24 protein-coding genes and 2 pseudogenes are annotated in these 26,145 nt (G+C 58.6%); 18 read left to right on the top strand and 8 right to left on the bottom strand.

Annotated elements, in window-relative coordinates:
• Positions 1-228: 228 nt before the first annotated feature.
• The 3 genes from AC1DIJ_RS29945 to AC1DIJ_RS29935 all read left to right on the top strand — a co-directional run bounded on the left by AC1DIJ_RS29945 (position 229) and on the right by AC1DIJ_RS29935 (position 2,543).
• Positions 229-1,119 carry a LysR family transcriptional regulator gene (locus AC1DIJ_RS29945; protein ID WP_112390709.1) on the top strand — a complete coding sequence of 297 codons (891 nt, stop codon included), beginning with the start codon at positions 229-231 and terminating at the stop codon, positions 1,117-1,119.
• 160 nt (positions 1,120-1,279) lie between these two features.
• Positions 1,280-1,729, top strand: a complete 450-nt coding sequence (locus AC1DIJ_RS29940) for a MarR family winged helix-turn-helix transcriptional regulator (RefSeq protein ID WP_112390708.1) — start codon at positions 1,280-1,282, stop codon at positions 1,727-1,729.
• 4 nt (positions 1,730-1,733) lie between these two features.
• Positions 1,734-2,543, top strand: coding sequence for an NAD-dependent epimerase/dehydratase family protein (locus AC1DIJ_RS29935; protein ID WP_112390707.1), 810 nt, complete (start codon positions 1,734-1,736; stop codon positions 2,541-2,543).
• A 993-nt stretch (positions 2,544-3,536) separates the two neighbouring features.
• Here AC1DIJ_RS29935 and AC1DIJ_RS29930 read toward each other — a convergent pair.
• The 3 genes from AC1DIJ_RS29930 to AC1DIJ_RS29920 form a co-directional block, all read right to left on the bottom strand.
• Positions 3,537-4,457: a nucleotidyl transferase AbiEii/AbiGii toxin family protein gene (locus AC1DIJ_RS29930; RefSeq protein ID WP_162698774.1), complete on the bottom strand. Its 921-nt coding sequence runs from the start codon at positions 4,455-4,457 to the stop codon at positions 3,537-3,539.
• A complete protein-coding gene (locus tag AC1DIJ_RS29925) occupies positions 4,447-5,067 on the bottom strand; it encodes a type IV toxin-antitoxin system AbiEi family antitoxin domain-containing protein (RefSeq protein WP_112390705.1) in 621 nt (206 codons plus the stop codon). The genes AC1DIJ_RS29930 and AC1DIJ_RS29925 overlap by 11 nt, the downstream gene beginning before the upstream one ends.
• Positions 5,068-6,247: 1,180 nt before the next feature.
• Positions 6,248-7,387, bottom strand: coding sequence for an RHE_PE00001 family protein (locus AC1DIJ_RS29920; protein WP_162698773.1), 1,140 nt, complete (start codon positions 7,385-7,387; stop codon positions 6,248-6,250).
• Between the two features lie 187 nt (positions 7,388-7,574).
• Here AC1DIJ_RS29920 and AC1DIJ_RS29915 point away from each other — a divergent pair, with 187 nt between their 5' ends.
• From AC1DIJ_RS29915 to AC1DIJ_RS29885, 7 genes and pseudogenes are all read left to right on the top strand, one after another.
• Positions 7,575-7,949 (top strand): type II toxin-antitoxin system Phd/YefM family antitoxin, encoded by a 375-nt coding sequence (locus AC1DIJ_RS29915; protein ID WP_477831746.1) that lies wholly within the window; start codon positions 7,575-7,577, stop codon positions 7,947-7,949.
• Positions 7,950-8,023: 74 nt separating this feature from the next.
• Complete coding sequence (locus AC1DIJ_RS29910; RefSeq protein ID WP_477831745.1) at positions 8,024-8,227, top strand: PIN domain-containing protein; 204 nt, start codon at positions 8,024-8,026, stop codon at positions 8,225-8,227.
• Positions 8,220-9,361 (top strand): annotated as a pseudogene (locus tag AC1DIJ_RS29905) (tyrosine-type recombinase/integrase). The gene AC1DIJ_RS29910 and the pseudogene AC1DIJ_RS29905 overlap by 8 nt, the downstream one beginning before the upstream one ends.
• Positions 9,362-10,694: 1,333 nt before the next feature.
• Positions 10,695-11,873 (top strand): plasmid partitioning protein RepA, encoded by a 1,179-nt coding sequence (gene repA / locus AC1DIJ_RS29900; RefSeq protein ID WP_112390704.1) that lies wholly within the window; start codon positions 10,695-10,697, stop codon positions 11,871-11,873.
• Positions 11,870-12,871, top strand: a complete 1,002-nt coding sequence (repB, locus tag AC1DIJ_RS29895) for a plasmid partitioning protein RepB (protein WP_477831744.1) — start codon at positions 11,870-11,872, stop codon at positions 12,869-12,871. The genes repA and repB overlap by 4 nt, the downstream gene beginning before the upstream one ends.
• A 163-nt stretch (positions 12,872-13,034) precedes the next feature.
• The gene (gene repC / locus AC1DIJ_RS29890; protein ID WP_112390702.1) at positions 13,035-14,246 is read left to right on the top strand and encodes a plasmid replication protein RepC; all 1,212 of its coding nucleotides are present in this window, start codon (positions 13,035-13,037) and stop codon (positions 14,244-14,246) included.
• Positions 14,247-15,082: 836 nt separating this feature from the next.
• A complete protein-coding gene (locus tag AC1DIJ_RS29885) occupies positions 15,083-15,967 on the top strand; it encodes a DUF3991 and toprim domain-containing protein (RefSeq protein ID WP_112390701.1) in 885 nt (294 codons plus the stop codon).
• A gap of 262 nt (positions 15,968-16,229) precedes the next feature.
• Here the strand turns inward: AC1DIJ_RS29885 and AC1DIJ_RS29880 are convergent, their stop codons facing one another.
• Entirely contained in the window at positions 16,230-16,589 is a 360-nt protein-coding gene (locus AC1DIJ_RS29880; protein WP_112390700.1) for a PepSY domain-containing protein, read from the bottom strand.
• Between the two features lie 306 nt (positions 16,590-16,895).
• Between AC1DIJ_RS29880 and AC1DIJ_RS29875 the strand changes: the two genes are divergently transcribed.
• Together AC1DIJ_RS29875 and AC1DIJ_RS29870 are read left to right on the top strand one after the other, a co-directional pair.
• Positions 16,896-17,075: a hypothetical protein gene (locus AC1DIJ_RS29875; protein WP_405049661.1), complete on the top strand. Its 180-nt coding sequence runs from the start codon at positions 16,896-16,898 to the stop codon at positions 17,073-17,075.
• Entirely contained in the window at positions 17,062-17,310 is a 249-nt protein-coding gene (locus tag AC1DIJ_RS29870; protein WP_310301134.1) for a hypothetical protein, read from the top strand. The genes AC1DIJ_RS29875 and AC1DIJ_RS29870 overlap by 14 nt, the downstream gene beginning before the upstream one ends.
• A 260-nt stretch (positions 17,311-17,570) precedes the next feature.
• On the opposite strand, the gene AC1DIJ_RS29865 is transcribed toward AC1DIJ_RS29870, so the two are convergent.
• Positions 17,571-19,229, bottom strand: coding sequence for a phosphoethanolamine transferase (locus AC1DIJ_RS29865; protein ID WP_112390699.1), 1,659 nt, complete (start codon positions 19,227-19,229; stop codon positions 17,571-17,573).
• 225 nt (positions 19,230-19,454) lie between these two features.
• Here AC1DIJ_RS29865 and AC1DIJ_RS29860 point away from each other — a divergent pair, with 225 nt between their 5' ends.
• Positions 19,455-19,823: a response regulator gene (locus tag AC1DIJ_RS29860; protein WP_112390698.1), complete on the top strand. Its 369-nt coding sequence runs from the start codon at positions 19,455-19,457 to the stop codon at positions 19,821-19,823.
• A complete protein-coding gene (locus tag AC1DIJ_RS29855; RefSeq protein WP_112390697.1) occupies positions 19,820-20,500 on the top strand; it encodes a phosphatase PAP2 family protein in 681 nt (226 codons plus the stop codon). Before AC1DIJ_RS29860 ends, AC1DIJ_RS29855 begins: the two co-directional genes overlap by 4 nt.
• A 43-nt stretch (positions 20,501-20,543) precedes the next feature.
• Here the strand turns inward: AC1DIJ_RS29855 and AC1DIJ_RS29850 are convergent.
• The 3 genes and pseudogenes from AC1DIJ_RS29850 to AC1DIJ_RS29840 all read right to left on the bottom strand — a co-directional run.
• Positions 20,544-20,666: pseudogene (locus tag AC1DIJ_RS29850) on the bottom strand (hypothetical protein); the annotation flags it as partial.
• 156 nt (positions 20,667-20,822) lie between these two features.
• Positions 20,823-22,181 carry a sensor histidine kinase gene (locus AC1DIJ_RS29845; RefSeq protein WP_112390696.1) on the bottom strand — a complete coding sequence of 453 codons (1,359 nt, stop codon included), beginning with the start codon at positions 22,179-22,181 and terminating at the stop codon, positions 20,823-20,825.
• Complete coding sequence (locus tag AC1DIJ_RS29840; protein WP_112390695.1) at positions 22,168-22,845, bottom strand: winged helix-turn-helix domain-containing protein; 678 nt, start codon at positions 22,843-22,845, stop codon at positions 22,168-22,170. Before AC1DIJ_RS29840 ends, AC1DIJ_RS29845 begins: the two co-directional genes overlap by 14 nt.
• Positions 22,846-23,045: 200 nt before the next feature.
• Here AC1DIJ_RS29840 and AC1DIJ_RS29835 point away from each other — a divergent pair, with 200 nt between their 5' ends.
• The 4 genes from AC1DIJ_RS29835 to AC1DIJ_RS29820 all read left to right on the top strand — a co-directional run bounded on the left by AC1DIJ_RS29835 (position 23,046) and on the right by AC1DIJ_RS29820 (position 25,885).
• Positions 23,046-23,309, top strand: a complete 264-nt coding sequence (locus AC1DIJ_RS29835; protein ID WP_112390694.1) for a hypothetical protein — start codon at positions 23,046-23,048, stop codon at positions 23,307-23,309.
• Positions 23,310-23,323: 14 nt separating this feature from the next.
• On the top strand, positions 23,324-24,106 hold the full coding sequence (locus tag AC1DIJ_RS29830) for a COG4705 family protein (protein WP_405049662.1): 783 nt from the start codon (positions 23,324-23,326) through the stop codon (positions 24,104-24,106).
• Between the two features lie 223 nt (positions 24,107-24,329).
• On the top strand, positions 24,330-25,061 hold the full coding sequence (locus AC1DIJ_RS29825) for a phosphatase PAP2 family protein (protein WP_112390693.1): 732 nt from the start codon (positions 24,330-24,332) through the stop codon (positions 25,059-25,061).
• 26 nt (positions 25,062-25,087) lie between these two features.
• Positions 25,088-25,885, top strand: coding sequence for an undecaprenyl-diphosphate phosphatase (locus tag AC1DIJ_RS29820; protein ID WP_112390692.1), 798 nt, complete (start codon positions 25,088-25,090; stop codon positions 25,883-25,885).
• Positions 25,886-26,145: the final 260 nt, after the last annotated feature.

Here is a 26,145-nt window from a genome sequence, read left to right as displayed (position 1 = left end):
CAGTCACGATTTGCTCTCCTTCATTGAGTTCCCAAAAACCCAAGTAAGGTAAGCCAAACGACGCAAGGCGTGACTGTCCCAAGATCATCTGCATCTCAGAAATCCGTTCTTTCAATGCTGGGCGCGGCCTCTTTCATGCCACCTCCTGTTAGTGAGAAAAAGGTAGGCGTATCGATAAGATGGGACAACTTGCTCAATAGTGACCAAGCTGGTAATATTTACTAACCAATGGCAATCGATCTGAACGGCATTTCTGTTTTCTTGGCGGTCGCCGAAGCGCGGAGCTTTCGCATTGCCGCGGAGAATTTGGGCGTCACCCGGCCAGCGGTCAGCCAGACCATCCGCCGTCTCGAAGATCGGCTGGGCGTCGCCCTGGTGCAGCGCACGACACGCAGCGTGGGTCTAACAGAGGCGGGCGAACGACTATATCAGCGCGTGGCGCCGGCAATTTCCGAAGTCGGAATGGCCCTTGACGCGACGGCGGACCGCGACAGCGCACCGAGCGGACTGTTGAGGCTGGCGGTGTCATCCATCGCCGAGCAGTTCATCTCCGGGCCGCTACTGGCGTGTTTCGCGGATGCCTTTCCAGCAGTTCAGGTTGACGTAACTGTAACGGACGAGGAATTCGACATCGTCGCGGAAGGCTATGACGCTGGGGTGCGGCTCGGCGAAGTCATCGATCAGGACATGATTGGCGTCCCCGTCTCGGGCGATCAGCGCCAGGGCGCCTTCGCCGCGCCTTCCTACATCGAGCGTTTCGGCAAGCCTGAGCATCCTTCGGAACTTTCGGCCCATCGTTGTATCGGCTGGCGCCCAGCGCCACACAGTGCGCCCTATCGCTGGGAGTTCGGGCAGAATGGACGTGAGTTCGACGTGGCTGTCGACCCGCAGATCACCACCAATGACATGTGGCTTATGATCCGCACAGCCTGTGCCGGCGGTGGCATCACCTTCGGTATGGAAGACACGTTCAAACGCTATGTCGCATCCGGTCAACTGGTCCCTCTCCTTCAGGACTATTGCCCACCCTTTGCCGGCTTCTTTCTCTACTACCCCAGCCGCCGCAATCTCGCTCCGAAACTGCGTGCACTCGTCGACCATGTGAAGCGGTGGCGATAGCGCTTGCCCATAAAGCCGCTGTCGTGGCCGAGCGCGACCGCTCAGCTTCCGATCCAGCAATCCGACATTCCCCAATCCGTAACCGATCGCCTAAGACTTGACATTCGTTTGCTACCTTGCGATTTTGGTTTGGTAGCGAACGAATTCACGGGTCTCTAACATGAGCGAACATGCGGACACCAAAAATCTCTCTGTCGGCGCATGGACGAAGCGGTGTTACTTCGCGGGCCGAGCCCTCATGGACGAGCGTCTGCGGCCTTTCGATCTGGGATCCACGCAATGGTATGTCCTCTGGTATCTCGTCAACAACGGCCCGTCCGTCCAACGAGACCTCGGCCGCGCACTTGAACTTGAACGCGCGACCTTGAGCGGGATTATTGCCACACTCGTCCGCAAGGATTTGGTCGCGCAGACCGCGGATGGAGGCGATCAGCGTCAACGTCTACTGAAGCTGACAGCCACAGGTGAGGCGCTGTGGCGCAGAATTCCTGATCTTTCTGTCATTCACGACGCCGCCTTCGGCGGGATCGACGAGGCCGACCTGGCCACGACCATCCGTGTCCTCAAATCTGCGACCGAACGACTGCAGACCCTGTTGCGAAAGGATTGAGTAAATGACCGTGTTGATCACCGGAGCCACCGGGCTCGTTGGCGAGCGCCTTCTGCCGAGGCTGGTGGAGGCCGGCTATACTTGCCGCATCCTGCTCCGCGCGGGCAAGGACTGCCCTGAAGGAACAGAAGCCGTGACGGGCGATATTCGCGACCCTTCGACCCTGACGAACGCCGTCCAAGGGATTTCCGCTATCGTGCACCTCGCCGCCGTGTTTCGCACACAAGACACCGATCTCATCTGGAAGAGCAACCTCGATGGGACACGCAACTTGATCGCTGCTGTGAAGACCCACGCTCCCGACGCGCGGTTCATCATGTCTAGCACCAGCCATGTCTACAATAAGGACAATCCGCATCCGGGAAGAGAGGACGACCCGGTCGATCCTCAGCACGCCTATCCCGCAAGCAAGGTCGCCTCAGAAAAGGAACTGCGCGAAAGCGGGTTGAACTGGTCCATCCTTCGCTTCCCCTTCGTCTATGGCGACGGTGACGGACATCTTCAATCTCTTCCCAACCACGTCAGCACCTGGCATCCGGCCCAGCGCATGAGCACGATCCACCATCGTGACATCGCCCAGGCAGTCACGCTAGCGCTGAAGGGTGTATTCGATCGGCGCATCGTGAACTTGGCCGACGAGACGCCCTCCTCAATCTATGAACTTGCGGGCATGGTGGGGAAGCGCTTGGACTCAAGTAGCGAGCCTCTCTCAAATCCCTGGTATCTGCATGTCGATACGTCCCTCGCCCGCAGTCTGGGTTTTCATCCCAGAATCAGGACCGTCTACCAAGCTTGGCAGGAAGGAGTTTCGTAGGCGGGTCAAAGAACTTGGTGGCCGAGCTCGACATTTGGCCTGTTAGCGTCTGTTGCCTCAGCGGGTGACAGGCAAAGCCTATGGAACAACATCGGGGCGTTGTCCGCCTTGGCTAGGCATGTGACGGAGAGAATACGACGCGAGGACTTGTCGCATCAGAACCATCTGCCGTCTGGTGACCGACCGGAGGCATCGGCTATCTTAGCGGCACGATGTCCACCGCTTCAACGCTTAACTTTCCCAGGATCAGATCAGTAAGCCCTAAGATCGGCCTGCCTGGCGCTTATTCCCCACTGGAAACCGGACCGCCAAAACATTATCGAGAATGGATCCCCAAGATAAGATGGTAGGCAATCATGCAGCGTTCCCACAACCCACTTGCTAGAGTCATTCTGCATTGAATACCGGAGTGCCGGCGGGGTTTCCGCGTCTCAATGGGTATGTGATCATCCCAAATGAAGCCGTTGCGACGGTCGCCTACATAACCTGGATCGGGATCGAACGCTCTCCTTATCCAAAGCGCTCTTGCCTGAAAGACTTTGGCCTGATCGATCTTCCATTTCCACTGCGGAAGATGTCGCTATCGCCAGTGGGTACATTGACATCTCGGCGCGACCGCGCTTCGGGAATGACCAGATACGAACTCTCTCGTGGCGTGGTCGCATTTCCGTCAGTGGGGGACCAAGTCCCTATCCCGACACCCCCGCAGGTCGAAGCCATCGTGGGCGCGAGGGACGACGATAAGAGAGTCTGCCGAGCAGTAGGTTGAGGTGCTCTGCTTGGAAGACAGCAGAGAGCCACGGCTCGATGTGCTTTCGAGCACTATTGGTCAGAGAATCCAGTTCATCTGGGTCAGTGGGTAGATCGTCCCAGGCGCCAGAGTGGCTGCCTACGCGATAAAAGTGCTTCTTATCCATACTTCCCCCCAACCGCGACAGCGGCTCCTTTCTTCGTCAGTCGCGGCATGCGGCACGGAGAAATTTTCTCGTTCCGCTACGCCTCATTGATTGCTTCCCCCGGCGACCACGGCCCGCTCGGCGGCCAAATTCGTTCTTCCTTCGATCCGACGACCAACGGCATCAAGAAGAGGCGAAGATCGGCGACGGTAGCGGCGAAAGCATCTGGTGCGGCTGCCATCCGGTCCCGGTCCAGGAAGGCGCGCCATTGAGCGGTCCATGCTTCCGCGAATTCATCGGTCAGACCGACCGGAACAACAGACGGGAGGACCGTTCCGCGTCGTTCGAAGGTCCGCTGAATTGCCTCGACAAGGGGAGCCTGGCGAAGTTCGAATGTTCGGGAGATCACCCAGAGATCATAGAAATCCTTGAGCCGGCTATTGGCCACGCCGAGCGTTACGAGCGCTTCGAATTTCTCGGCCACCACCGTTTCGACCGGATATGCGCGAAGGCGCGGCGTTGGGGCGTCCAGCAGGGTGGGGTAGTCGATCTCGACGGCCGCAGGTGTAATGGCGTCGCCGAAACCAATGTCGACCTGGATCGGAATACGCGCCCCGGCGATGGTTGCCGTTGTGCGGACCCGCACACCACCATATTCCGCCTCCTCACGGATCGGGGCCGCCATCAGCGCGGCGACATCAAACGTCACACCGTCATCGGCGACCGGCTGCGCACAAATGGCCCGGAAGGTTTCGGCAATTGCCTCGGCGTCGCTGTTGCCGTGGCCAAGCAGATCCAGATCGCGCGTGGGTCGAAACGGATCGGCGACCCATGTCACGAAGAGCATCGCACCTTTGAGGATGAAGCGGTCGCGGTGCGGCGACGCGCTTAGCCGGTAGAGCAGACGCTCGAGCGCATATCGCGTCAGGAGAATCTGGAAATCCGATCGCTCGGCACGTGCCCGATCGAGGAGCCGCGCTCGCACTGATGCGCCGATGTTGCGAGGCTCACGCGGCATCAGACACCATTGCCTCAACGTAAGGACGCATGATCGACCAGACCCGCGCCTTGCGCGCGTAACGCCAGATTTGATCCGGTTTGCATCGGCGACGGCGGAGACCCTCGCGCAGTCCCTCCATCGCGACGTCGAGGCCGATCTTCGTCCGGTAGCGAAAGCAATCGACAATTGTCCTCGCCGGATCCGTGATGGGAACGTCGACATTTTCGATGCGGTGACGCTCGACCCCTTCGGTCAGTGCCCACCCAGTGAAGCGCACGAACCGAATAGGCGGATAATCGATCTTGGGCCGCCAGGCGGTACGGTTGATCGCCATCCATACAGCCGACGGCATTTGCAGCGTCAGTTCGTGGTACTGGAGGGCTGAAGTTAGGCAAATCACACCCTTTGGAACCAGAACCGCCGCCTCAGCGAGCGCATGGGCAGCCTCGACTTGTGCATCTGGGAGTTGATAAAGGCCCCGTGCCGGGCGGATGACCGCCTCCTCCCGGACCAGGCGCGCAAGCGTCTCTGGGCCGATACCTTCGGCAGCGAACTCTTTTAGCCGGAGCATGCCCCGAGCATCTAGGAGTTTCAGCGCACGGAGCCGCTGGTCGCTTTTGGATGACATGGCTCGTGATGTTTCCTATGCCTTTGCAGATTAAAGCAGAGGTTTTATCACGCGACGACCTTCGTGAAAAGTTTGATCATTGTCTTCAGGCCCGTAAGTTTCGCTATTTAGAATCGGAGCGTTCGTGGAGCCCCGGTTAGCTCGAAGAATTTCGATAAAAAGCGTTCACGGCTTGCTACAGGCGACAGGAACCTAACTTCGATATCTGCAGGCCTGATGTTCGACGGCCGTACCCAACAATCCGTGCCTTCGGGCATTACCTGTGCTTGCTCCGCCGCCAGAACGCGAAGGTCTGCTCGCTTAATCTCAGCCTTGGCATTTAAGTCAATATGAAAGCGGCTACAAATAGCAGACTCGACATTCGACTCGATCTCTTTGTACTGGGGCAACAATTGCTTCAGAGGACGGGTAATGTCCCCAAGGAAAGCCTCGGCCGCGTCATGTAGGAGAGCTTCACGCTTGTAGTTTTCGACTGTTTCGCTGACATAAAGCGAATGCTCAGCGACAGAGTAGAACTTCTTACATTGACCCGCGTAGCGACAAATATTCGAAAGACCTTGTGCAATATCAACAATTGTAAAAGTGCTGTTTCATGGATCTAATAAATCGAACCAGTTACAGCTGGCGAGCATAATACTAGGGCCAGATTTTACTTTGATAGCGATGTTCCGCCATCATGTATATCGATTGTTTCGTTCACAATGAGATGAAGTTCCAGGGCGGCTAATCGCTCAAGAACCGCCAAAACCTCTTACACGTCTTTTAGACCGTAAACGAACTCTCTGCTTCGGGGACTGCTCGGTTCATAACTCCTGACATTGACCATCTTATCAGAGCTATGCTCCAATAGCGCATCAACCGCCTCTCGTGCACTCAATAATAGATGGTTGGCATCAAAGCCGGAGACGCGACTATAACTTTGTGTAAGGGAGCCTTTTCCGTTTGGTCGAAACCCAACGAACTGGGCCACGTTCGCCGTTGCCGCAAGCGCGTTCAAAATCTCGTCTTTGTGCAGCACCATCGCAATGCCCTCTCTCTTCTGTCGGGCCGCTCTTATCCAAAAGTGGCGTCAGATAACAATGTTCTGACCTTTATTTCTCGCAATTACCTCCACGTCGTGCGAGTTGACGGCGAGTGCCGACATCGATCAGGCCGCGGGTCAGCTGATCGGTTGCCGGGGTTAAACAAGTCCCCATGCCCGAAACCTCCCCCTCCCCGTCAACTCCCGCAGACCCAGCTCCAAAACAATCCGCCGCGCCGCCTGCGGCGTCACGTCAAGGGTCTTCGCCACCATGCCGCCCGACACCAATGGCTTCGCCATCACCAGCTCGACGAGCTCTGGCAGCTTTGACGACGTCCGTCGCCCCTCCAGTTTTCGGTCCATCATCGTTTTTGCAAGCGTCAGCCTGTCGTGCTCTTTCATGCCGATCTCGGCGACCGCCAAAAAACCGTGGGCGATGGCAAGCAGCCGGGTTTCGCGATCACTATGCCGGCGCCGATCGACGGGGATGGTTTTGAGGCCGAGATTGATTGCGGCGAGATGGGCGCCAGTCGTGATGCCGGCTTCCCGCAGGATAGAAGCAGCCAGAAGTCGGCCGAGCCATGGCGCGTGCTGAAGCACGGACAGCTCGTTCCAGGCATCGAGGGCGACGATCGCCTGCAGCATCGTCGGCAAGCCCTCAGCCTGCCGTAGCAAGACGCGCCATTCCTCCAACCTGGAATCCTCGTCCCAGTCTAGATCGTAAATCATCGGATCTTTGTCCTGAACGCCGCCACGCCCTAATCGTTTGGCGTTCTCGATCGCAGCCTCCGATCGGGCGAGCACCGCATCGATGACGGCATAATCGACGCCGGGGAGATTTCCGATGTCGTCGTCGTCCTCCCCCTCCCCTTCCGAGTGGATCGCGGCCGTCGGCCAAATAAAATCGGCCGTCGTCGCCTTGTCCTCACCGCCCGACCCGATCTCCGGGGTTTTCCGCAGAGAGCGGATGCCGTCGGAAGAGAGCGCCCAATCCGGGGATTGGCCGGCGATCCGCCGACGCGTGCGCAGGACGTCGCGGGCGATTGTCAGCTCATGGGTCGGCGTGCGAATGTCCTTCGTGGCGTCGTGGAGGACGAGGTCTTCGAGATGGACGAGTTCACCGTCGATCCACAGCGAGGCGCAGGCGTCAGTGAAATGGGTGCGCTCAATCCAGCCGGCGCCGACCGGCGAACGGGCGATGCGCTCGTCCAGACGCGCAAGTTCGACACCGGCCCGAAATGCCGGCTCCAACAAGGGTGTCATGCTGATTTTCGCAAGATCGTAAGCCATTGAAATCATGGTAAATGATTTCGTAAAGGAACGCTATTGGAATATTACGGTTCCTCACATGGTATGATTGTCGGTTAAGACTATAACCATCGATAAGTGCCTCTTATCGATGGTTATGACACCATATTGTTGACCAACACGCAACGCGAGCATACTTTAAGTGCTCGGAACCAACCTCAATAGGCTCCGTTGCAAAGTGACGACGACAGTTACGATCTCTGAGGCTAAGACCCATCTTTCCGAGCTGCTAGTTCGTGTTGAAGCTGGCGAAGATCTCAACATCACACGCGGCAACGATCCAGTCGCGCATGTCACGTGTGCACGCAAGCCTACCGACTTACAATTGCTGCTCGCTGAAGTCCGGGCATCGCGTCTGAAAGCTGCCGTCTCCACCCACGAGGAAATCTTATCGTGGCGCGACAAGGACGCCACTGATGGCATTTCGTCGTTTACGCCTCGCTCGCCGCCGCCTGGCTTTTGCCGGAAGAGTATTCTGAAGCAGCGGAGACAGCCATTGCCTCGATTCGGAGCCCTGCCCGATGCCGTCACTGTTCTGGTTGGGGATTCGTAACATTTTGACTTTGTCCGAGAGGCGCGGCCGGGTCCGGCCGGGTGGTGCGCTTGTTGATGGAGCGTGTCCGCCGGTTGCCGCTCTACGACGCCGGGATTGGCGGCGACAGTTCGGTTCTTCTGTTGGCAGCCAGCTATACGCTGAGCGCTTACGATGCTGCGTATTTGGCGCGTGCCCTCAATCGATGCATTCGCCTCGCAACGCTGGACCGCGAGCTGTCTGCTGCTGCGCGCAAGGAAGGGGTAGCGGTTCTCGGCCCTTTCTCACACAGTGAATGACTGTACAGCCTCCGATGTCGTTAGCCGCCGGGCGATCGACCTCGACACACTCGCCGCGGTCCTGCCGATCGAGCGACGGGATGAGCTAGCAGAGCTGCTGACCGACCAGGACGTCGAAACCCTTCGTCATCTGGTCAATGAGGGCATGGGCGCAAACTCCCTGCGGGCTCTCACATTGGATCTATCCTATCTGCAGGCATGGGCGCTGGCTGCGACGTGAAGCGCCCTGCCCTGGCCCACACCCGAAGCTTGCTTCTCAAGTTCGTTGCCCATCATCTTTGGTTGCCGGAGAAGCGCGAGACCGATCCCAACCACGGCATGCCTGCAGATGTCGAATTGAATTTGCGTGACGGAGGCTTCCTGCGCGTGACAGGCCCACACTCGCCTTCGACCGTTCGGCGCCGTCTTGCGCACTGGTCGACGCTGACGAAGTGGCGCGGCCTAGATGGAGTCTTCGCCTCCCCTGCCCTGAAGTCGGCGATCCGGCTTCAGTGCGTGCCGCCGGGCGACCGCGTCAGCGTAAAAGCAGGAAGGCGTTGACGGGCGATGTTGTCGCCCGCCTGATTGCCACCTGTGCCGGCGGAAGTCTGCGCGACCTTCGTGACCGCGCCGTGCTCATGGTTGCCTTTGGATCGGGTGGCCGCCGGCGTAGCGAGTTCGCTTCATTGCGCTATGACCAGATTGCCCGGCTATCCCGTCGAGCTCGACGACGGGACGAAGCTTCCGTCGATCTCGATCGATCTTGGCCGCACCAAGACGAGCGATGGCAGCCGTGAAGAGATCGTCTTTCTCACCGGAGCGCCAGTCGATGCGCTGGATGCCTGGTTGGCGGCAGCCAAAATTCAAAAGGGCGGCGTCTTCCGCGCAATCGACCAATGGGGCAACATCTCCCGGCGGGCAATCGATGCGCAGTCGATCAATGCCATCGTCAAGCAGCGGGCCGAGAGCGCCGGTTTGGAACCCAGCGACTATTCCGCTCACAGCCTGCGCTCGGGCTTCCTAACGGAGGCTGCGCTGCGCAATGTCTCTCTTCTCGAGGCGATGGACCAGTCCCGCCATCGTTCGATGCAGCAGGCAGGCAGCTACTATAATGATGCACGTCGCAAGACCGGACTGGCCGCACGGTTACTCTGATCGCCGTGGGATTGGCCCTGGCCGGAAGGGTCAGTGTCAAAAGTTCCCCGCGGGGAACTTTTTAAAGTGGGTGCCGAACCCTTCGATGCTGCAGCTTACGGCCTGCCTCGAGGCCGTCTCGCTCCCAGCAGAAAAACCCGCCAGCGGAATTCTCTAACTGGACGCTTTACCCTCACTGTCCGGCCCAGGCTGCCGGTGAACCGAGCGCAAGAAGCGGTGCAATCCGTTCGCGCCCGGCGATCGCATCGCCGTCATTCCGAATGCCACAATTTGAAGCGCATTGGAAAAGTTCCCCGCGGGGAACTTTTGGGCTCCGTCCATCCGCCCTCGCATTTTGCCGCGCCAAACAGTGAAGCTGCCGGAACGTCAAGCGCACCACGGTGTCCGCCCTCTCCGGATCCGCGCCTCTCACTTCGACCGACTGCCTACTCGGGCAGTATCCAGCGCTTTGCCGCCACTCGAAATCCTGAAAGTTCCCCGCGGGGAACTTTGGTGCCATCGACTGTAGGAGACAGATTTACCAGTCTCAATCAACTCGAGCAGCGGCGGCGTTCGCGATGCTCAAGACTGCCATCGATTAAGCCTCCCCCCGGACAGAGATTGCACTCAAGCCCCGTGCTTGGTGCCCGCACTCTCAATAAGTTCCCCGCGGGGAACTTTTCAGAATTTGACTAAGCCAAAGCCGTCGAAAGGCTGACGGGTCGCGCAAATGTCCCCGAGCAGGAGAGGGGGCTGATACGCGAAGCACTCTTTTCCAACCATCGTCTCCCCTCGCCTGACCAAAACCGCGTGGTTGCCATGTAACCCGGACCGACGCTCAGTACCCAGCACGCCCTCCGCCAGACCCGGCTACAAGACCAAGAGCGAAACGTCCCGCGGGAGCGCCTTTCTCGGGATGGCCGGTGTGGCGCAGAACCCGGCCTGCGCTCCAGCAATGGGAAATGATAATGTGGCGCCCGCCGTCCGATCGAAAAGTTCCCCGCGGGGAACTTTTGGCCGCCCGCCGCAAAACGGTTGTCGTAAGACGGGCGCTGGCCAAAGTTAGAGTATCCAAGTTACCCCTGCGTTGCCGCATTGGGACAGACTACTCTGTCACGATCTCTATTGATCGTTACCCGACCAGAAAGTTCCCCGCGGGGAACTTTCTGTCGGACAGCAAAATCATATCAATGAATTGCCCCTTGAGGCCATTTGCCGGTGCATGCGAATCGCGATACCTCTCTAACTACGGAAAATATGCGAATTATCGTTCTTTCGCGAAACAACGGCCGGTGTAACGCTTCGTTAACCACAAGCGGCGCTAAATTGTCCGGAACGAACCGAGGGAAATCCAGTGAATCGGCATCTAAGCAGTCTCGATTTTATGCAGAGCTTCTCGAGCAAGCTCGACTTTGCTCTTCAAAACCTGAGCATGGCGCAATATCCGCCCGACGCGCGCCGCGAAATGCGCAAGTTCTCCTCATCGGAGGCGGCCGCCCTTCTTGAAGTGTCGGAAGCCTACATCCGCCAGATCGTCCTCAAGGACAAGGGCCCGACCCCTGAGGTCACGCAGAACGGACGGCGCATGTACTCGCTGGATCAGGTTCTCGAGCTGCGCATGACGCTTGCCGAGAAGGGCCGCAAGAAATACATGAACCCGCGCCGCGTTGAAGGCGAGGAATGCCAGATCATCGCCGTCACCAATTTCAAGGGCGGGTCGAGCAAGACCTCGACGACGATCCATCTCGGCCATTATCTAGCGCTTCGCGGCTACCGCGTGCTTGCGGTCGATCTCGATCCGCAGGCCTCGCTGACAAGCCTGCACGGCAATCTTCCCGATTTTGATCCGCGCGAAGACGACACGCTTTATGCGGCGATCCGCTTTTCCGAGCAGCGCCCGACGAAAGACCTGATCCACAAGACCCACATCACCGGCTTCGATGTCATCTGCGCCGGTCTCGACCTCACAGAGTTCGAAACCGCCGTGGCCCTGGAGATGCGCAGGGCAGGGGGGACAAGTTTCCTCTTGCGGGTCTCCCAGGCGCTCGAACAGGTTGCCGACGACTACGACGTTATCCTGATGGATTCAGCACCGTCGCTCAACTTCCTGACGCTGTCTTCACTGACGGCAGCCACCGGCGTCATCATTCCGGTTCCGGCTCACATGCTCGATGTCGATTCAACCGGCAAGTTCCTGGAGCTGGCTGCCACCTACATGCAGATCCTCAGCGAAATGGGTGCCCCGGCGCAGTGGGACTTCGCAAAGTTCCTCGTCACCAAATTCGAGGCGAACGATCACCCGCAGGCCAACATGACGGCACTGATGCGCCAAGTATTCGGTGATGACCTCCTTCTCAACATGGTGTCCAAATCCACAGCCGTCGCCGACGCTCTGACCTGGAAGCAGAGCCTCTACGAAGTGCAGCGTGCCAGGTTCTCGGCGCCGAAGACCTACGACCGCGCGATGGAATCGATCAACGCTGCCAATAGCGAGATCGAAAAGCTGCTCTGGGCAGCATGGGGGCGTGAATGAGCCGCAAAGATTCCCGTGGTATGTTCGCGAACGTCCTTGGAGGCCTCGACCAGCCTGCACCGAGCGTAGCGCCGGTTGCGGGCCGAACCCCGTCTCCACATCTGATGAAGGTTGCAGCCGGTGTTCGCCAGATTCAGGAAAAGGGCGAGGCGCTCGATCAACTTCTGAAGGACGGCGACCATATTATCGAGGTCGATCCGTCCGAAGTAGCGCCATCGGCGATCCCGGACCGCTTCGACGGTGCCTATGAAGGATCTGCGATCGAAGCCATCAAGGAATCCATCAAGGAGYGCGGCCAGATCGTTCCGGGTCTCGTGCGTCCCCTCAAGGATGGCAGCAAGCCCTACCAGATCGTTTTTGGCCGCAGGCGCCTGGCTGCAGCCGCCGCGCTCGGCATCAAGTTCAGGGCGATCCTTCGTGAGTTGCCCGACGAGGAAGCAATCGTCCGTCAGGGCGAGGAAAATACCAACCGCAACGACCTCAGCTTCATCGAGAAATGCGTTTTCGCTCTTGCCCAGGAAGAGGCGGGCTATCGCCGCGATACGATCTGCGCATCGTTGTCGACGAAGAAGTCCCACCTTTCAGAAATGCTGAAGATCGCCTCTGCCATTCCGCGAGCTATCCTATTCGCAATCGGCCCTGCACCAGAAGTTGGGCGCCGGCGCTGGCTGGCATTCGCGGAGACTTTTGCTATTCGCCAGGACGCTGCAGAGCGCGTTTCCGGTCGCCTGGCCGATCACAGCCAGCCAGACACCAATCTGCGCTTCCAGGTGGCCTCTATGGCCCTGCAGGACAAGGCACCGGTAGCAAATGAGACTGAGGCCGCGCCGAGCGAAATCAGGGCCAATGGCTTCGTGCTCGCGACAGTGTCCTATCCGAGTTCCGGCCCACGGATCAGCTTTACCAAAGCTGTCCCGGCAGAGTTCGTCGATTTCCTGAATAATCGCATGGAAGCGCTGCACAGCGAATTCGTGCGAAGCACTCAACCCAAACAATAGAGGTCGAACCGCGCAAAAGAAAAAGGCCCCCAAACGTCGCCGTCGTGGAAGCCCTTCTCGATCTTAAGCAAATCAAGAATCGCATTTCCCCGAATCACAGTCAAGAGTCTAGGCGCCATTTTGGTGAGCGGATTTCTTTTGCCTCAACGCAGGTGAAAGAAAGATGGATACGACATATGTGACGACGCCTGTCGGGCGGCGGCCGATGACGCTTGCCATGATGCTGACGCAGCGCAAGGCCAGTGCCTTGCCGAAAGGCGAGAGCCGCAACAAATGGAAGCTTTTCAGATCGGTCTGCGAAGCACGCCGCGAGCTTGAAGTAACCGATCGCGCCCTCACGGTGCTCGATGCGCTCCTGACGTTTCTCCCTGAGGATGAGATGTCAACCAGTACTTCCCTCGTGGTGTTCCCCTCAAATGTCCAGCTCTCCATTCGGGCGCGCGGCATGACCCCGGCAACCCTGCGGCGGCATCTCGCCATGCTCGTCGATGCCGGTCTGATCGCCAGGAAGGACAGCCCCAATGGCAAGCGCTACGCCCGGCGGGGTAGGGGAGGGGAGATCGACGAGGCTTTCGGCTTCAATCTCGCTCCATTGCTGGCCCGCGCTGAAGAGATCGAGAGGTTAGCCGCTCGCATTCAATTGGATCGCGAACGGCTCCGTATCGCCAAGGAGCGCGTGTCGATTTGCCGACGCGATATCGCAAAACTCATCTCGGCAGCCGAGCTCGAAGATGCGCCAGGTGACTGGGCACCCCTTTACGTGCAGTTCCGCAGCGTCATTGACAGCTTGCCGCGTCAGGCCACGCTGATGCAAGTTGAGACCGCCTTGCGACAGCTTGAAGACATCCGCACCGCAATCGTCAACCAATTGGAAAATCACGTAAAAGCACAGAATATATGCGCCAATGAATCGCAGCGTGAGCGCCACATACAGGATTCAGATCCAGAATCCCATTTTGAAATTGAACGCTCCCGCAACCATGATCGGCCAGCGCCAACGGTAAATGTTGAAGACCGAAAAAGCGCGGAAGATAACCCAGTCAGGCCGCTGAGCCTGGCAGCCGTCCTCCAAGCATGCCCACAGGTCGGTGCCTACGGACCCGGCGGCACTATTCGAAACTGGTCGGATCTCGCATCTGCATCAAGCATCGTCCGCACAATGCTCGGCATCAGCAACTCGGCCTTCCACGATGCAGTCGCGGCAATGGGAGCCGAAAGCGCGTCGATCGTTACTGCCTGCATTCTCGAAAACGCCGAGCGCATCACGTCGCCTGGCGGATATCTTCGCAGCCTTACCCTCAAAGCGCGACACCATTCCTTCACTCCAGCTCCCATGCTTCACGCACTGTTGCGGTCGCGAGATACAGGCGGTTGACCCTTTTGCCGATGTCAGGCGCCAATTCAGGCGCGAGACTTTGCGATCAGATGGATGTCCGTTTTAAGAATGAATAGCTATGACGGAAATAAACCCCGACTTCGCTTCTGGTTAACAGGAGATATACAGGCTGATCAGACCCCTAGATCCCGCATCTAAGGGGCACAGGTTGCTCACTCGCGAAGCATTTCGAACTTTATAGGCCGCCGCCTCGGTTTTCCGGGACGGCAGACGATCCCTCGCGACACACGTTGGATAGATAGCACAATTGTCGACTCCTCGATACCGCCTTCGGGAGGGGTTCAGCTTTCCGTCGGACCGAGAGACGATCGCCTGTCACTCGACCGGCAGTTTCAAAAAGGGATGACGCGATTTTCTGCTTCGGTCAGGTATCGCGACCGTAGCCAACTCGGCCAAAAATTTTGATCTATCAAGCCTCGCTAACTCGACACGCTGCTTAAGGATCGCGTTGCCTCAGTAGGCAAGGAGCGCTCTGATCGGGAGCAGTCGATCCCGCCTCCCCTATGGGCCACTATGTTGAGGCTCCTGCGGCTGCCCTTCGCCCGATCCCGCGCGGCGAGAATTACCGAAATCCCGCCCTGCGGGCGGCGCTATGCTGATTTCTCCGATACTCTTCATCTTCGTTGGCGGCGCTGCCGCCGTACGGTCTCGCAGGCGAGACCTGCGTAGCGCTTGCGGCTTACTGGCCGCAAGGGAAGCTGCGCCGCGCCGATACTTTCCTTCTCGCACGTCCTGTCATCGCGCCCTTGCAGCCACGGCCTTCGCGCGGGGGAGGGGTATAGCCCCAGTCAAAGGAGGGGAGAAAGGAGACAAACATGGATCGGATCAAGCTCGAGAGATTACGCGGCCTCGTGTCCTGCGAGGCGGTATTGCTGCAGGCAGGTTTTGTCCTTGACGAGAAGGAGAGCAGCCGGCGTGCCCGTAAATTCCGGCGCAGCCCCGAAATTCTGATCGTTACCCACGCCGGCGCCGGCTGGTTCGATCCGCTCTCGGATCACAAGGGAGACGTTTTTGCGCTTGCAGGTTTTCTTGAAGGGATTTCGTTCCCCGCCGCCGTCGAGCGTATCTGCGAATTGGCCGGGAGAAACACGCCGTCATTTGTACCGCGTCATTCACCAGACAGACCCGTTGCCACCGCGCCGGTGCTCGAACGGTGGCAAAACCGGCCGCTCATGACACCGGTATCGCCCGGCTTCCGGTACCTGACTGAGGCGAGAGCATTGCCGGGGCCCATCCTAAGACGCGCGATCAGGGCCGACCGGATCCGGCAGGGACCATTTGCCAGTGCATGGTTTCGCCACGACGACGATGCCGGCAATGTCTCGGGTTGGGAGGAACGCGGTCCGGATTGGCGCGGCTTTTCGACGGGAGGCACCAAGACGCTATTCTGCTTCGGTGCCCGCAATGCTCCCCGCGTCTGCATAACGGAGGCGGCGATCGATGCCTTGAGCCTGGCCGCTCTCGAAGGAGCACGGGGCGACACGCTCTATGCCAGCACCGGAGAAGGTTGGGCGCCGGCGGTTGCGCACCATATAGAGGCGATCACCACCGGTCGGATGCTGGTTGCAGCGACAGATGCCGATCCGCAGGGCGAGGTCTATGCTGACAGGCTGCGCAATATTGCCGATCACCTCGGGTGTGACTTCGTGCGTCTCAGACCCCATGCACAAGACTGGAACGAAGAGTTGAGAGCACAGTAAGGATTGCGCATACGCTCAACAACGCTTCAAGGGTGAAGGCGAGTCCGCCGGGATCTCGGCAGCAATCTGGCGTCGGCCATCAGCCCCGCCAACGATGGCTCGCTCGCTCCAGGTTCCAATACCAGCCCGTCCGCAACGCCTTTCGGCGCACCGATAGTGAATTTCAAGGAGGAGCGGCAATAGGGGAAGCGTCATTGCGGGTCCCGAGGATAAAGCGAAAGAGCGACTGCGGAGCGCAAGGCCCGCAGCCGCTCAAATGGAGTTATTTGACGTCTTCGCCGCCGTTGTCCTGCAGGTCGGGCGCGGCGGTCGGTTCGCCGCTGACACCATCGACCGCGACCGTCTGAGAGCCCTTGTCGGTCATGAGTTCGACCTCGAAGGCAGCACTGGCCTGCTCATTATCAAGCGCGGCGTTGACGGCCTTGCCGCCGAACTTCTTCTCGGCGGCATCGACAGCCTGGGAGAGGCTGATCTTTGCCCCCGACAGCTCCGAATATTCGGCAGTGTCGTCCTTGCCGTTTTGCTGGTCCGTGGCCTGGCCGAACGTCGGCATTGCAAGCCCGATGGCGCCGGCTGCGATCATCGCCGCCATGGCGGCCTTGAGAGAGCGATAGTGGTTCATCTTCTTCTCCTTGTGGTGCCCGTCATTGGGACGCAAGGAGCCTGCAACACGCAGTTTGAGGTTTCCTTTCCGTGATTATACGGATCGGTAACGTGGACGCCTGTGACTTTACAAATCCGTATGGATGCAGACAGGAACGGGAGAACTTCGAAGCGCAGGTTCATGGCCTGATCATTGCGTTTTTAGGCTCCCATGAACGTGCACTCCAGTACTCAGGCGTCCATCAATGACCTGAGCACCACACTCAATTCCTGACTTTCGGTCTATCTGATCAATCTGGACCGATCGCCTGAGCGTCGCTTTCGGATGGAGGCGCGGGTACTCAACAGGGGTTTGGACTTTGAACGTATTTCCGCGCTCGACGGGCGCGAGATCACGATGCCCCTCTCAACATTCGACGAAGCGGCACGGCCGAAAGCCGAACCCTTTCGAGATCGGGTGTTTCCTCAGCCATGTCGAATGGGCGTAGAGAATGCAGAATTCTAGAGCGGCCCATGCTCTCATCCTCGAGGACGCTCTCCTCTTCGAAGAGGATCTCGTGGCGGCACTCAGCGCGGCGCTCGACGAGCAGAGGGAGTCGGACATCCTCCGTCTCTCGATTGTCAATCGCGGCCGGAAGTTCAAACTGAAGCCGCTTACGCCCTATCGCGGCCTGGCTATTTCCCTGACGCGCGAGAAGGGGTCGGGCGCCTATCTCATCAATCGCAGAGCTGCAAAGTAGATCGTTGATGAGCTTGTTCCGATGCGGTTGCCTTACGACCTCGCGTTCGATCTTGAGCATCTCTCCGGATTACGAGGTCTGTTCATGGAACCGCAGCCTATACGTCAGAGTGCCGAGCGTGGCTCCCTCTTCCAGAACGGCCTCAGGCAGTTCAAGCTGCCCATGACCTGCTACTGCATTGTTTTGCCATGGCGGGCATTCTACGAGACATCGCAGTTTTTGGCTCGGGCGTCGCGGCTCATCCGTCGAATATGGAGCGCCTACTTTGTGCCGCCGAAAGCCGCGGGCGACGCCTCGGCCAGGTCGCCGGGCACGCGGCATCCGGCAAACACATCAAGCGAGGGATCGTAGGCGGATGTGGAAATGTCCATCATCCCGAGAACGCTGTGAAAGAGGTTGTCATGGGACGTCGGAGCCGAGGCTTTCTGTTTGAGGCAGCCCATGTTGAAACCATTGGTCTTCTGCACGTCCGTAGCGACCCAGGCGAGAAACGGCACATGCGTCTGTTGGGAGGGCGCGACAATGTATGGGGCGCCGTGCAGATAGAGACCATTCTCTCCGAGCGACTCGCCGTGATCCGACAAATAGATCACGGATGCAGCGACGGACGATTCGCGAGACTTGAGCTTGTCGATCACCTGCGCGACGACGAAGTCTGTGTAGAGGATCGTGTTGTCGTAAGCATTGCGGATTTCCTGCTGACTGCATTTGCCGAAATCCTCGGCGCGGCAATCCGGGACGAACCGCCTGAATTCATCAGGGTAGCGTGCGAAGTAAGCTGGGCCATGGCTGCCGAGCTGGTGCAGGATCAGGACGCTGTCGCCGTGAATCCGGTCCAGCCACTCGTCCATGCGATCCAGAAGGATTGCGTCCAGGCATTCGCCGCCGCTGCAGAAGCGAGGATCGGCGGACTTGGGAAGAAACTGGTAGGGGACGCGGTCCGAGACGTTGTAGCTCCCGGTGTCGTTATCCAGCCAGGAGACCGACACGTTGGCATGCATGAGCACGTCGAGAAGGTTTTCCTTCGCAAGCGCCTTATCATGAGAGTAGCTCTGCCGCGTATATATCGAGAACATGCAGGGTATGGAGACTGCCGTCGAAGTGCCGCAGCTCGACGTGTTTGGGAAATAGACGACGTCCCTCTTCTTCAACTCGGGGTTCGTCTCGCGCAAATAGCCTCCAAGCGAGAAATCCTCTGCACGGGCAGTCTCGCCGGCGACGATGACGGTGACCCTCGGCTTCCCGGCTGCGGTGCGGTGCGCATCGGTACCGAGGGCTGTTGGAGCGCCGCGCGGACCCTTCATCGCATCGATGCCGTAGCGGACAGCGCTGGTCATCGGAAAGAATGGCGTCAACGGATCCATGATGTCGGGATGCGCGCGGCCCACGCCAGCGATGGACTTGTAGTCGCTGATTGCGGAGCCTGCCAGGACAACGAGGCATGCCGCAATGATCGCGCTGTTGTGAAGCAGTTTCGAGAGAACCGGTCGGTGGACGATCCGCACCCAGAGAATCAGCAGGGCGGGGAGAATTCCGGTCAACGCGAAGTGGGTGATGAACCTTAGTGTGATGAGGTGAGCCGTCTCCGCGGACGTGGACTGCAACATGTTTCGGATCATCTCGCGGTCGACGATCACGCCAAACTGGTCTGTAAACCAGGACGCTGCGGATGCGGTGAGAACGAAGAAGATCAGGAAAGCCTTGGTGACGTACTTTGCCGATACGAGCGTGAGTATCGCCATGGCTCCAGCGGTGATGCCCGTCACGAACAGGCCAAGAGCAAATTGGTCGTCCTTGAAATAGTTAGCGGCGCGCGCCCAGAAGGTGTGGTTGGCAACCAAAAGGAGATATGCGGTCGTGATGGCACTGATCGTAAAGCTTCCGACACTGGGACGCTGGTGCCAAATAGATTGTTTCATGCCTCTTGGTGTCCCCACGGTGCGACTGTCGATCGGCGGATCGGACGCGGCAGCGCAATCACGCTACCGTTCCGATTCCAGGCTGCCTGTCGCTTTGCCGATGAACCTGACGGATACCTGAAACACACTGACCGCCCACGGCCATTCGATGCTGTCGACTTCAGGTGGGTGTCAGGTTTGGAAGTTCATTGGCCCCGGAGTCTGACATGTGTTCCGGGGATCCGAGTGGACATCCTATTAATCGAAGACAACAACCTGATCGGTGACGCTATCGTGGGCCACATGGCTGACGGTGGTGACTCCGTGCGTTGGTGCCAAAACGCGGTGGACGGGATGGCAGCAGCCGGGCAGGGCACCTATGATTGCGTCGTGCTGGATCTCAGATTGCCTGACGGCGACGGTCTGTCGGTTCTCGAGCATATTCGGAAGCTTGATCGCAATGTCCCTGTCTTGATCTTGTCGGCATTCGATCAACTCAGCGACCGCATGGAAGGATTGGCGAGCGGGGCTGACGACTACCTTATCAAACCCTTCTCTCTTCCCGATCTCGGCATCAGGATATCGCGTCTGGTGGGAGAGGGGCGTCAGCAATGACCAGCTTGCACAACTTGGTTCGACGCAGTCATCCGTCAAAGATTGCGATCACAGTCGCGCTTTTTGTCGGAGTGGTAGCTGTCCCATGGCTCGGTCACGAAACCGTCGAAGGCGAGACTGCAAGCCTCGATACACGTGTCCTTCTTGCACTGCGTAAGGCAAGTGATCTGAACGTTCCGGCAGGTCCCCACTGGTTACAGAACTACTTCGAGAACATGACCAGCCTCGGCAGTCTGGCCGTTCTGGCGACGATAGTGTTCTTCACTGTTTTGCTTCTGTATTTGGCGAAACGGAGCGCTGCTGCTGGTTTTCTGGCCTTATCGGCATTCGGAGCGTGGTGTATCAGCAATGTGGTGAAGACGCTTCTCAACAGACCCCGCCCTTCCATCGTCCCGCATCTGGTCGAGGTTCATGATGCCAGCTTTCCGAGCGGCCACTCCACGGTCTCGGCGGCCACTTACTTGGCGCTTGCCCTCATTGGTACTGCACTGGGAAGCATTCCCGCGCACCGGCCAATCTTCTACGGTGCTGCAGCTCTGGTTGTGATCATGATCGGAATGAGCCGGGTTTATCTTGGTGTCCATTATCCAAGTGACGTGCTCGCGGGCTGGATCATTGGAACCAGTTGGACGTTGCTCTGCTGGCGCTTTTTCCGGGCATCGATCTTAATCTGCTGATCAACCCTTGCGCTCGAAATGCTCTTCCAGGTCTTCCCAGATCCATCGACATCGTCACTGCGTCCCCGCCCGTCTCGCCGAGCGTGGTGGCGAGGATCTTTATGATCCAGAATGCCAACGTGACTTCCGGCACTTTGGTGACGGCATACTTGAGCTGTTGATGCATTATCTTTCCTGTAGTGTTTGTGCCGTTGCGGCAGGGTCAGAGGATTGCCGCCTCGCGTGGGAACGGGCGGCACCACGCATGCCTAGGCAACCATTCTTACCGTGGCTTCGACAGGTTCTTACGATTTTGTAAGGCTGGATTCCGTCAAGCGGACGTTTACACCGATTGGAACGAGACGGTGACCGCCAGGCCTGGGGCGTTATCGGCGAGGCCGATATGTGCGGAATGCAGATCGGCGATCGCCCTGACGAGGCTGAGGCCGAGGCCGCTGCCGGGTGTCGTGCGGCTTTTATCCAGCCGATACAGGCGCCGGAATACCTTGTCTCGTTCTTCCGCGGGCACGCCCGGACCGTTATCGGCTACGCGCAGCACGATTTCGGCATGCGCCGAGACGAGCGACATGTCGATCCTAGTACCAGGCGGGCAATGATTGATGGCGTTCTCCACGAGATTGACGACCATCTGGGTCAGAAGCTCCTTGTCGCCTTGGACTTGGAACGCGGCAATAGGTGAGGGAAGGAGGTTCAGTGCCTGTCCATTGTCCTCGGCAACGCTCGCATAGACTTCCTCGACGAAAGTCAGGATCTCGGTGAGATCAACGTTCTGGAAGCGCTGTCGACGAGCGCCCGCCTCGATCTGCGATATGCGTAAAAGCGCTTCGAATGTCGCATTGATCTGATTGCTTTCGGCACGCGCATCCGCCAGCAGCTGTCCCACATCGCGGCCGCGCGCGGCTCCACGAATGGCGTCGTCCAGAGTCATCTTCAGGCGATTGAGCGGCGTCTTGAGCTCGTGGGCAATATCGGCGCTGACCTGGCGCATCCCCTCGACCATTCCAGAAAGGCGATCGAGCGCGCTGTTGATCTGCATTCCCACGCGATCGAGATCATCGCTGCGGCCCTGGAGAGGTATCCGGCTGTCGAGTCGGCCGTTGGAGACGTCGAGCATTGTGCGGGCCACCGCATCCAGACGGTGCTGTGCCCTGGCTGCCAGGAAGATGCCACCGCCGAGCGCGGCGACGACGACGAGTACCGCCGCCCAGCCGAGGCTTACGAGCACGATCCTCAGGAGGTCATCCATGTCCGAGAAACTCTCGCCGACGACGAGCATGTTGGGGCCAAGCTGCGTGACTTCGATCCTGAACCTGCCCGAGCCTGGAAGGCCGATGTCTTCCGGTTTTATTGTGTAGATGCCGGGCCGCATTCTGATTGCCGTGAAATTGCCGGCCAGCCTTACACCCTTTGGATCGACCAGCGAGTAGAGGCCATCCTTTGTCGTCTGGAGGTTTACGTAGCTGTTCAGCGTGGCCACGAGATCCTCCATGTCATCAGGAGCATAGGTCGAGGCGATAACGGAGTTCATTTCGTGCAGGGACGCGTCCATCTGGCGGGCAAGGCCAGCGCTCAGCATATGGTACATGATCGCGCCGCTGACGATGAACGTGACGATGAACAGGACGCCGAAGGTCAGGGCCAGTCTGAAGGGCGTGCTGTGTCGCAGACTAGCGAGGCGCATGCAGGCTGTATCCGGTGTTTCTCACGGTGTGGAGGAGTTGCGCCTGAAAGGGCTTGTCGATCTTGGCCCGGAGCCTGCTGACATGGGTCTCAACGACGCTTGTCTTCGGATCGAAATGGAAATCCCAGACGCGTTCGAGAAGCATCGTTTTCGTCATTACCCGGCCTTCGCCACGCATCAGGACTTCGAGCAAGGTGAATTCGCGTGGCTGTAGTTCGATAACCTGCCCGGCCCGCCGGGCCTCTCTCCGGATCAGGTCGAGTTCCAGATCCGCTACTTTCAGGACAGTCTTTTGCTCCTGCACGGGCGGGCGCCGGGCGAGCGCGTTGACGCGGGCGAGCAGCTCCGAAAAAGCGAATGGCTTGACCAGATAGTCGTCGCCTCCTGCCTCCAGCCCTTCGACACGGTCGTCTACGCCACCAACGGACGTGAGGAACAGGGCAGGGGTGCCGACGCGGGCGGCGCGAAGAGACCGGACAATCGACAGGCCGTCCAGCCCCGGCAGCATCCGGTCGACGACGAGCACGTCGTAGGACTCGCGCTGCGCCTGAAACAGCCCGTCCCGGCCGTCACCCAGAACGTCGCAGCTGTGTCCGGCTTCGGCAAATCCCTTGGCCACGTATTCCGATGTCTTGCGGTCGTCTTCAACCAGGAGGATGCGCATGTCGTGTCTTCGCCAGTTTGTGTCCGTTCGGTGAATGTAACCGCTGTGATGCCGCTGCTACAACATACGGTTTTGTAAAGTCGTGGGATGTCGAAACCTTACCAAACCGTATGGTTCCGGCAAGGCGCCCGTATGACCCCGCCGATATCGTCCCTCTCGCTGCAATGGTGCGGCACCCACTGTTCCGAGAGGATACTATTATGAAAACAATCGTTGCCGCTACCGTTCTGAACTCTGTCGTGGCGCTCGGCTTCATCGCGCTCGCCATGCCTGTTCATGCCGCCGTTCCCTGCGAAGAAATGCTGAAGGAAATGCGGACTGCGAAGGGATCCGCCAAGCTGTCAGACGCCGACATGAAGAAGGTCGAGGACCTCGAGACCAAGGCTGTCGAGCGTTGCAACGCTGACGATGATACGCGCTCGGACAAGTTCCTCGCTGAAGCCATGCAGATCATGGGTAAGTAATAGGAGGACTGAGCATGACCATGGCAAACCAACACCTTGCCGAGCCGGAAAATCGCGTTCCCGAAGTGACTGTCGATTTCTGGCTCATCAAACTCATGGCGGTTACCATGGGGGAAACCGCGGCTGATTACCTTGCCGTCAATCTTGGCCTCGGCCTGACATTGACGTCCATCATGATGACTGTCGTCCTGATGATGGTGGTTGGAGCGCAATTCGCACAAAAGCGCTACGTGCCGGCAGTCTACTGGGCGGCAGTCGTTCTGATCAGCGTCGTCGGCACGCTGGTGACTGATAACCTGACGGACAATTTCGGCGTGCCGCTGGAAGCATCGACGATCTTCTTCACAGTCGCGTTGGCCGTCACGTTCCTCGCCTGGTATCTGATGGAAGGTACGCTTTCGATCCACACGATCTTCACCAACCGTCGCGAAGGGTTCTACTGGCTTGCAATCCTGTTCACGTTCGCACTTGGAACGGCTGCCGGCGATCTGGTCGCCGAGAAGTTCGACTTCGGATATCTGACGACCGCGCTCATCTTCGTGGCGCTGATTGCAACGATCGCTGCGGCTTATTTCATCTTCAAGGTGAATGGCATCGCTGCCTTCTGGCTGGCCTACATCTTCACCCGGCCGCTTGGCGCATCGTTCGGGGACTTGCTGTCGCAACCGAGCGAATACGGAGGCCTTGGCTTCGGAACGATCTACACGAGCTTCGCCTTCCTCGGCGCGATCATCCTGATCGTCGTCTACATGACCGCCAACCAGGATCAGCGAGAAACAACGGGGCTTTCTCATTGAAGAAGAGGGAGCCCGTCACCGAGGCACGGGCTCCCTTTTGTGTCCTGCAACCCGCTCATTCCAATCGTGTCTCATCCACACCTGGTCATCCGGTATTTCGGTGAAGCTCCGAGCTTTCGGAATTCTTTACAAATCCGTAAACAACCCGGCGGCCTTCGTTCAGGTTGGTGTCAGGCGGAGCCGAAATATGGCGGGCGTTCCCTAGAACCAAGAGAGCCCATTCATGGCCATTTTTCACGCGGTTGCTCGGCAGCGCAAATACCTCGATTCATTTCTGATTCTGACGGCGTTCTGGTTTCTGCTATTGGCCATTTTTCACGCTTGGCCCATGATTGACGTCCAGATCTCGGAGCTATTCTTTAGCAGTCCTCTCTGCGTGAATCTGCCTGCCGGGGATCAGTGCGGTAATTTCCCGCTGAGCAGGGACACATCGATCACGACCCTTCGATGGATCCTTTATGCGTTACCTTACGTCGCCGCAGGGATGGTTGTCGTAGCTTTGGCAGTCGCGGGTTTCTCACCCAGGCTGCGGCACCAGATGCCGGTTCATCGCCTTTGGGCGTCTCTGGTCAGTCTGGGCATCGGCACCGGGTTGACCGCCAACGTGTTCCTGAAGGCACATTCCGGCCGCCCACGTCCGATCCAGACCGATCTGTTCGGCGGCAAGATGGAGTTTATGCCGGCGGGATCGTTTGACGGAGCCTGTGAGAGGAACTGCTCGTTCGTATCGGGCGAGGCCTCGGGAGCGGGTTGGCTGATTTGCCTTCTTTTCCTGCTGCCGCCCCGCTATCGCACTTGGATCGCACCTCCGGTCATCCTGGCTTCGATCGGAACTGCAGCGCTTCGCGTGGCAGTCGGTGCACACTACGCATCCGACGCGACACTCGGTCTGCTCCTCTCCGTCACTGTCTTTGTCGGCATGCTCGCCTTCGAAGAACGGGTGGCAAACCGCTGATCTCGTATTCATTTCTGAGAGAGACCATGCCCGATTTTCTGACCGCCGCCCTGCTCGGCTCCATCGAGGGATTAACCGAATTCCTTCCTGTATCGTCGACCGCGCATCTCATCCTGGCAGGAAAACTGCTTGGCCTCCAATCGGCCGCGACCTTCGACGTCCTCGTTCAGCTCGGAGCAATACTGGCGATCATATCGATCTACTTCCATCGGCTCATCGCCATCGTGACCGCGCTGCCGACGAGCCGGGAGGCACGGCATTTCGCCGCCGCAATTATCCTCGCCTTTCTTCCCGCAGCGGTGATCGGAGCGCTCGCACACGACTTCATCAAGGCGGTGCTGTTCGAGAGCCCGGTCCTCGTGTGCATCGTGCTGATACTCGGGGGTATAGTGCTTCTTGTGGTTGATCGCGTCGCGCCGGAGCCACGCTACTTCGATGCTCGGCAATTCAGCTGGCCAATGTCGATTACTATAGGATTCGTTCAGTGCCTGGCGATGATCCCGGGCACATCTCGATCCGGTTCGACTATCGTCGGCGCTCTTCTACTGGGTGCCGACAAGCGATCAGCAGCCGAGTTCTCGTTCTTCCTCGCTATGCCGACCATGCTCGGTGCGTTCACGCTCGATCTTTGGAAGAGCCGCCACGACCTGACCGCCGACCAGGGCATGATGATCGTGATCGGATTTGTATTTGCATTCCTGACTGCGCTTCTCGTTGTCCATCAACTTCTCGAATTCGTCTCCAAAAGAGGTTACGCTCCATTCGGTTGGTGGCGAATTGCCGTCGGGATTTTTGGTCTGATTGCGCTTCAGGTCGTCAGATGAGCGAAGCTGCCACGAGGGGAAGGGCGGTGGTTTTGGCGATATCGACAAGACTCACGAGAGCGCAGACACGGGTGATGGTTGCATGCGTAGAGCAGGGGTTTATTGCGCCGAAGGGGTCCGATCTTTCCACGTTGCGCGTTCTCGAGCTCATGGGGCTCGTTAAGCGGAACGACACGCGTCCGCAGAAATTCCTTCCAACCATGGCAGGCGAGGCGTGGGCTGCAGATTGGTCACGTCGTCGATCGCCTGATGCTGATATT

It is taken from the genome of Rhizobium sp. 10N427, assembly GCF_056394605.1.
The sequence above is the reverse complement of the archived record's forward strand: the minus strand, read 5'-3'. Positions and strand labels throughout refer to the sequence as shown.

What these genes read in the sequence shown, in the direction of transcription:
- AC1DIJ_RS29885 (WP_112390701.1), top strand. Translation starts at nt 15,083, where the DNA reads ATGGATCGGATCAAGCTCGAGAGATTACGCGGCCTCGTGTCCTGCGAG.
- AC1DIJ_RS29920 (WP_162698773.1), bottom strand. Translation starts at nt 7,387, where the DNA reads ATGATTTCAATGGCTTACGATCTTGCGAAAATCAGCATGACACCCTTG.
- AC1DIJ_RS29845 (WP_112390696.1), bottom strand. Translation starts at nt 22,181, where the DNA reads ATGCGCCTCGCTAGTCTGCGACACAGCACGCCCTTCAGACTGGCCCTG.
- AC1DIJ_RS29865 (WP_112390699.1), bottom strand. Translation starts at nt 19,229, where the DNA reads ATGAAACAATCTATTTGGCACCAGCGTCCCAGTGTCGGAAGCTTTACG.
- AC1DIJ_RS29880 (WP_112390700.1), bottom strand. Translation starts at nt 16,589, where the DNA reads ATGAACCACTATCGCTCTCTCAAGGCCGCCATGGCGGCGATGATCGCA.
- AC1DIJ_RS29870 (WP_310301134.1), top strand. Translation starts at nt 17,062, where the DNA reads ATGCAGAATTCTAGAGCGGCCCATGCTCTCATCCTCGAGGACGCTCTC.
- AC1DIJ_RS29945 (WP_112390709.1), top strand. Translation starts at nt 229, where the DNA reads ATGGCAATCGATCTGAACGGCATTTCTGTTTTCTTGGCGGTCGCCGAA.
- AC1DIJ_RS29930 (WP_162698774.1), bottom strand. Translation starts at nt 4,457, where the DNA reads ATGCCGCGTGAGCCTCGCAACATCGGCGCATCAGTGCGAGCGCGGCTC.
- AC1DIJ_RS29855 (WP_112390697.1), top strand. Translation starts at nt 19,820, where the DNA reads ATGACCAGCTTGCACAACTTGGTTCGACGCAGTCATCCGTCAAAGATT.
- AC1DIJ_RS29840 (WP_112390695.1), bottom strand. Translation starts at nt 22,845, where the DNA reads ATGCGCATCCTCCTGGTTGAAGACGACCGCAAGACATCGGAATACGTG.
- AC1DIJ_RS29830 (WP_405049662.1), top strand. Translation starts at nt 23,324, where the DNA reads ATGACCATGGCAAACCAACACCTTGCCGAGCCGGAAAATCGCGTTCCC.
- AC1DIJ_RS29835 (WP_112390694.1), top strand. Translation starts at nt 23,046, where the DNA reads ATGAAAACAATCGTTGCCGCTACCGTTCTGAACTCTGTCGTGGCGCTC.
- AC1DIJ_RS29875 (WP_405049661.1), top strand. Translation starts at nt 16,896, where the DNA reads ATGGAGGCGCGGGTACTCAACAGGGGTTTGGACTTTGAACGTATTTCC.
- AC1DIJ_RS29925 (WP_112390705.1), bottom strand. Translation starts at nt 5,067, where the DNA reads ATGTCATCCAAAAGCGACCAGCGGCTCCGTGCGCTGAAACTCCTAGAT.
- AC1DIJ_RS29940 (WP_112390708.1), top strand. Translation starts at nt 1,280, where the DNA reads ATGAGCGAACATGCGGACACCAAAAATCTCTCTGTCGGCGCATGGACG.
- repC (WP_112390702.1), top strand. Translation starts at nt 13,035, where the DNA reads ATGGATACGACATATGTGACGACGCCTGTCGGGCGGCGGCCGATGACG.
- AC1DIJ_RS29820 (WP_112390692.1), top strand. Translation starts at nt 25,088, where the DNA reads ATGCCCGATTTTCTGACCGCCGCCCTGCTCGGCTCCATCGAGGGATTA.
- AC1DIJ_RS29935 (WP_112390707.1), top strand. Translation starts at nt 1,734, where the DNA reads ATGACCGTGTTGATCACCGGAGCCACCGGGCTCGTTGGCGAGCGCCTT.
- AC1DIJ_RS29825 (WP_112390693.1), top strand. Translation starts at nt 24,330, where the DNA reads ATGGCCATTTTTCACGCGGTTGCTCGGCAGCGCAAATACCTCGATTCA.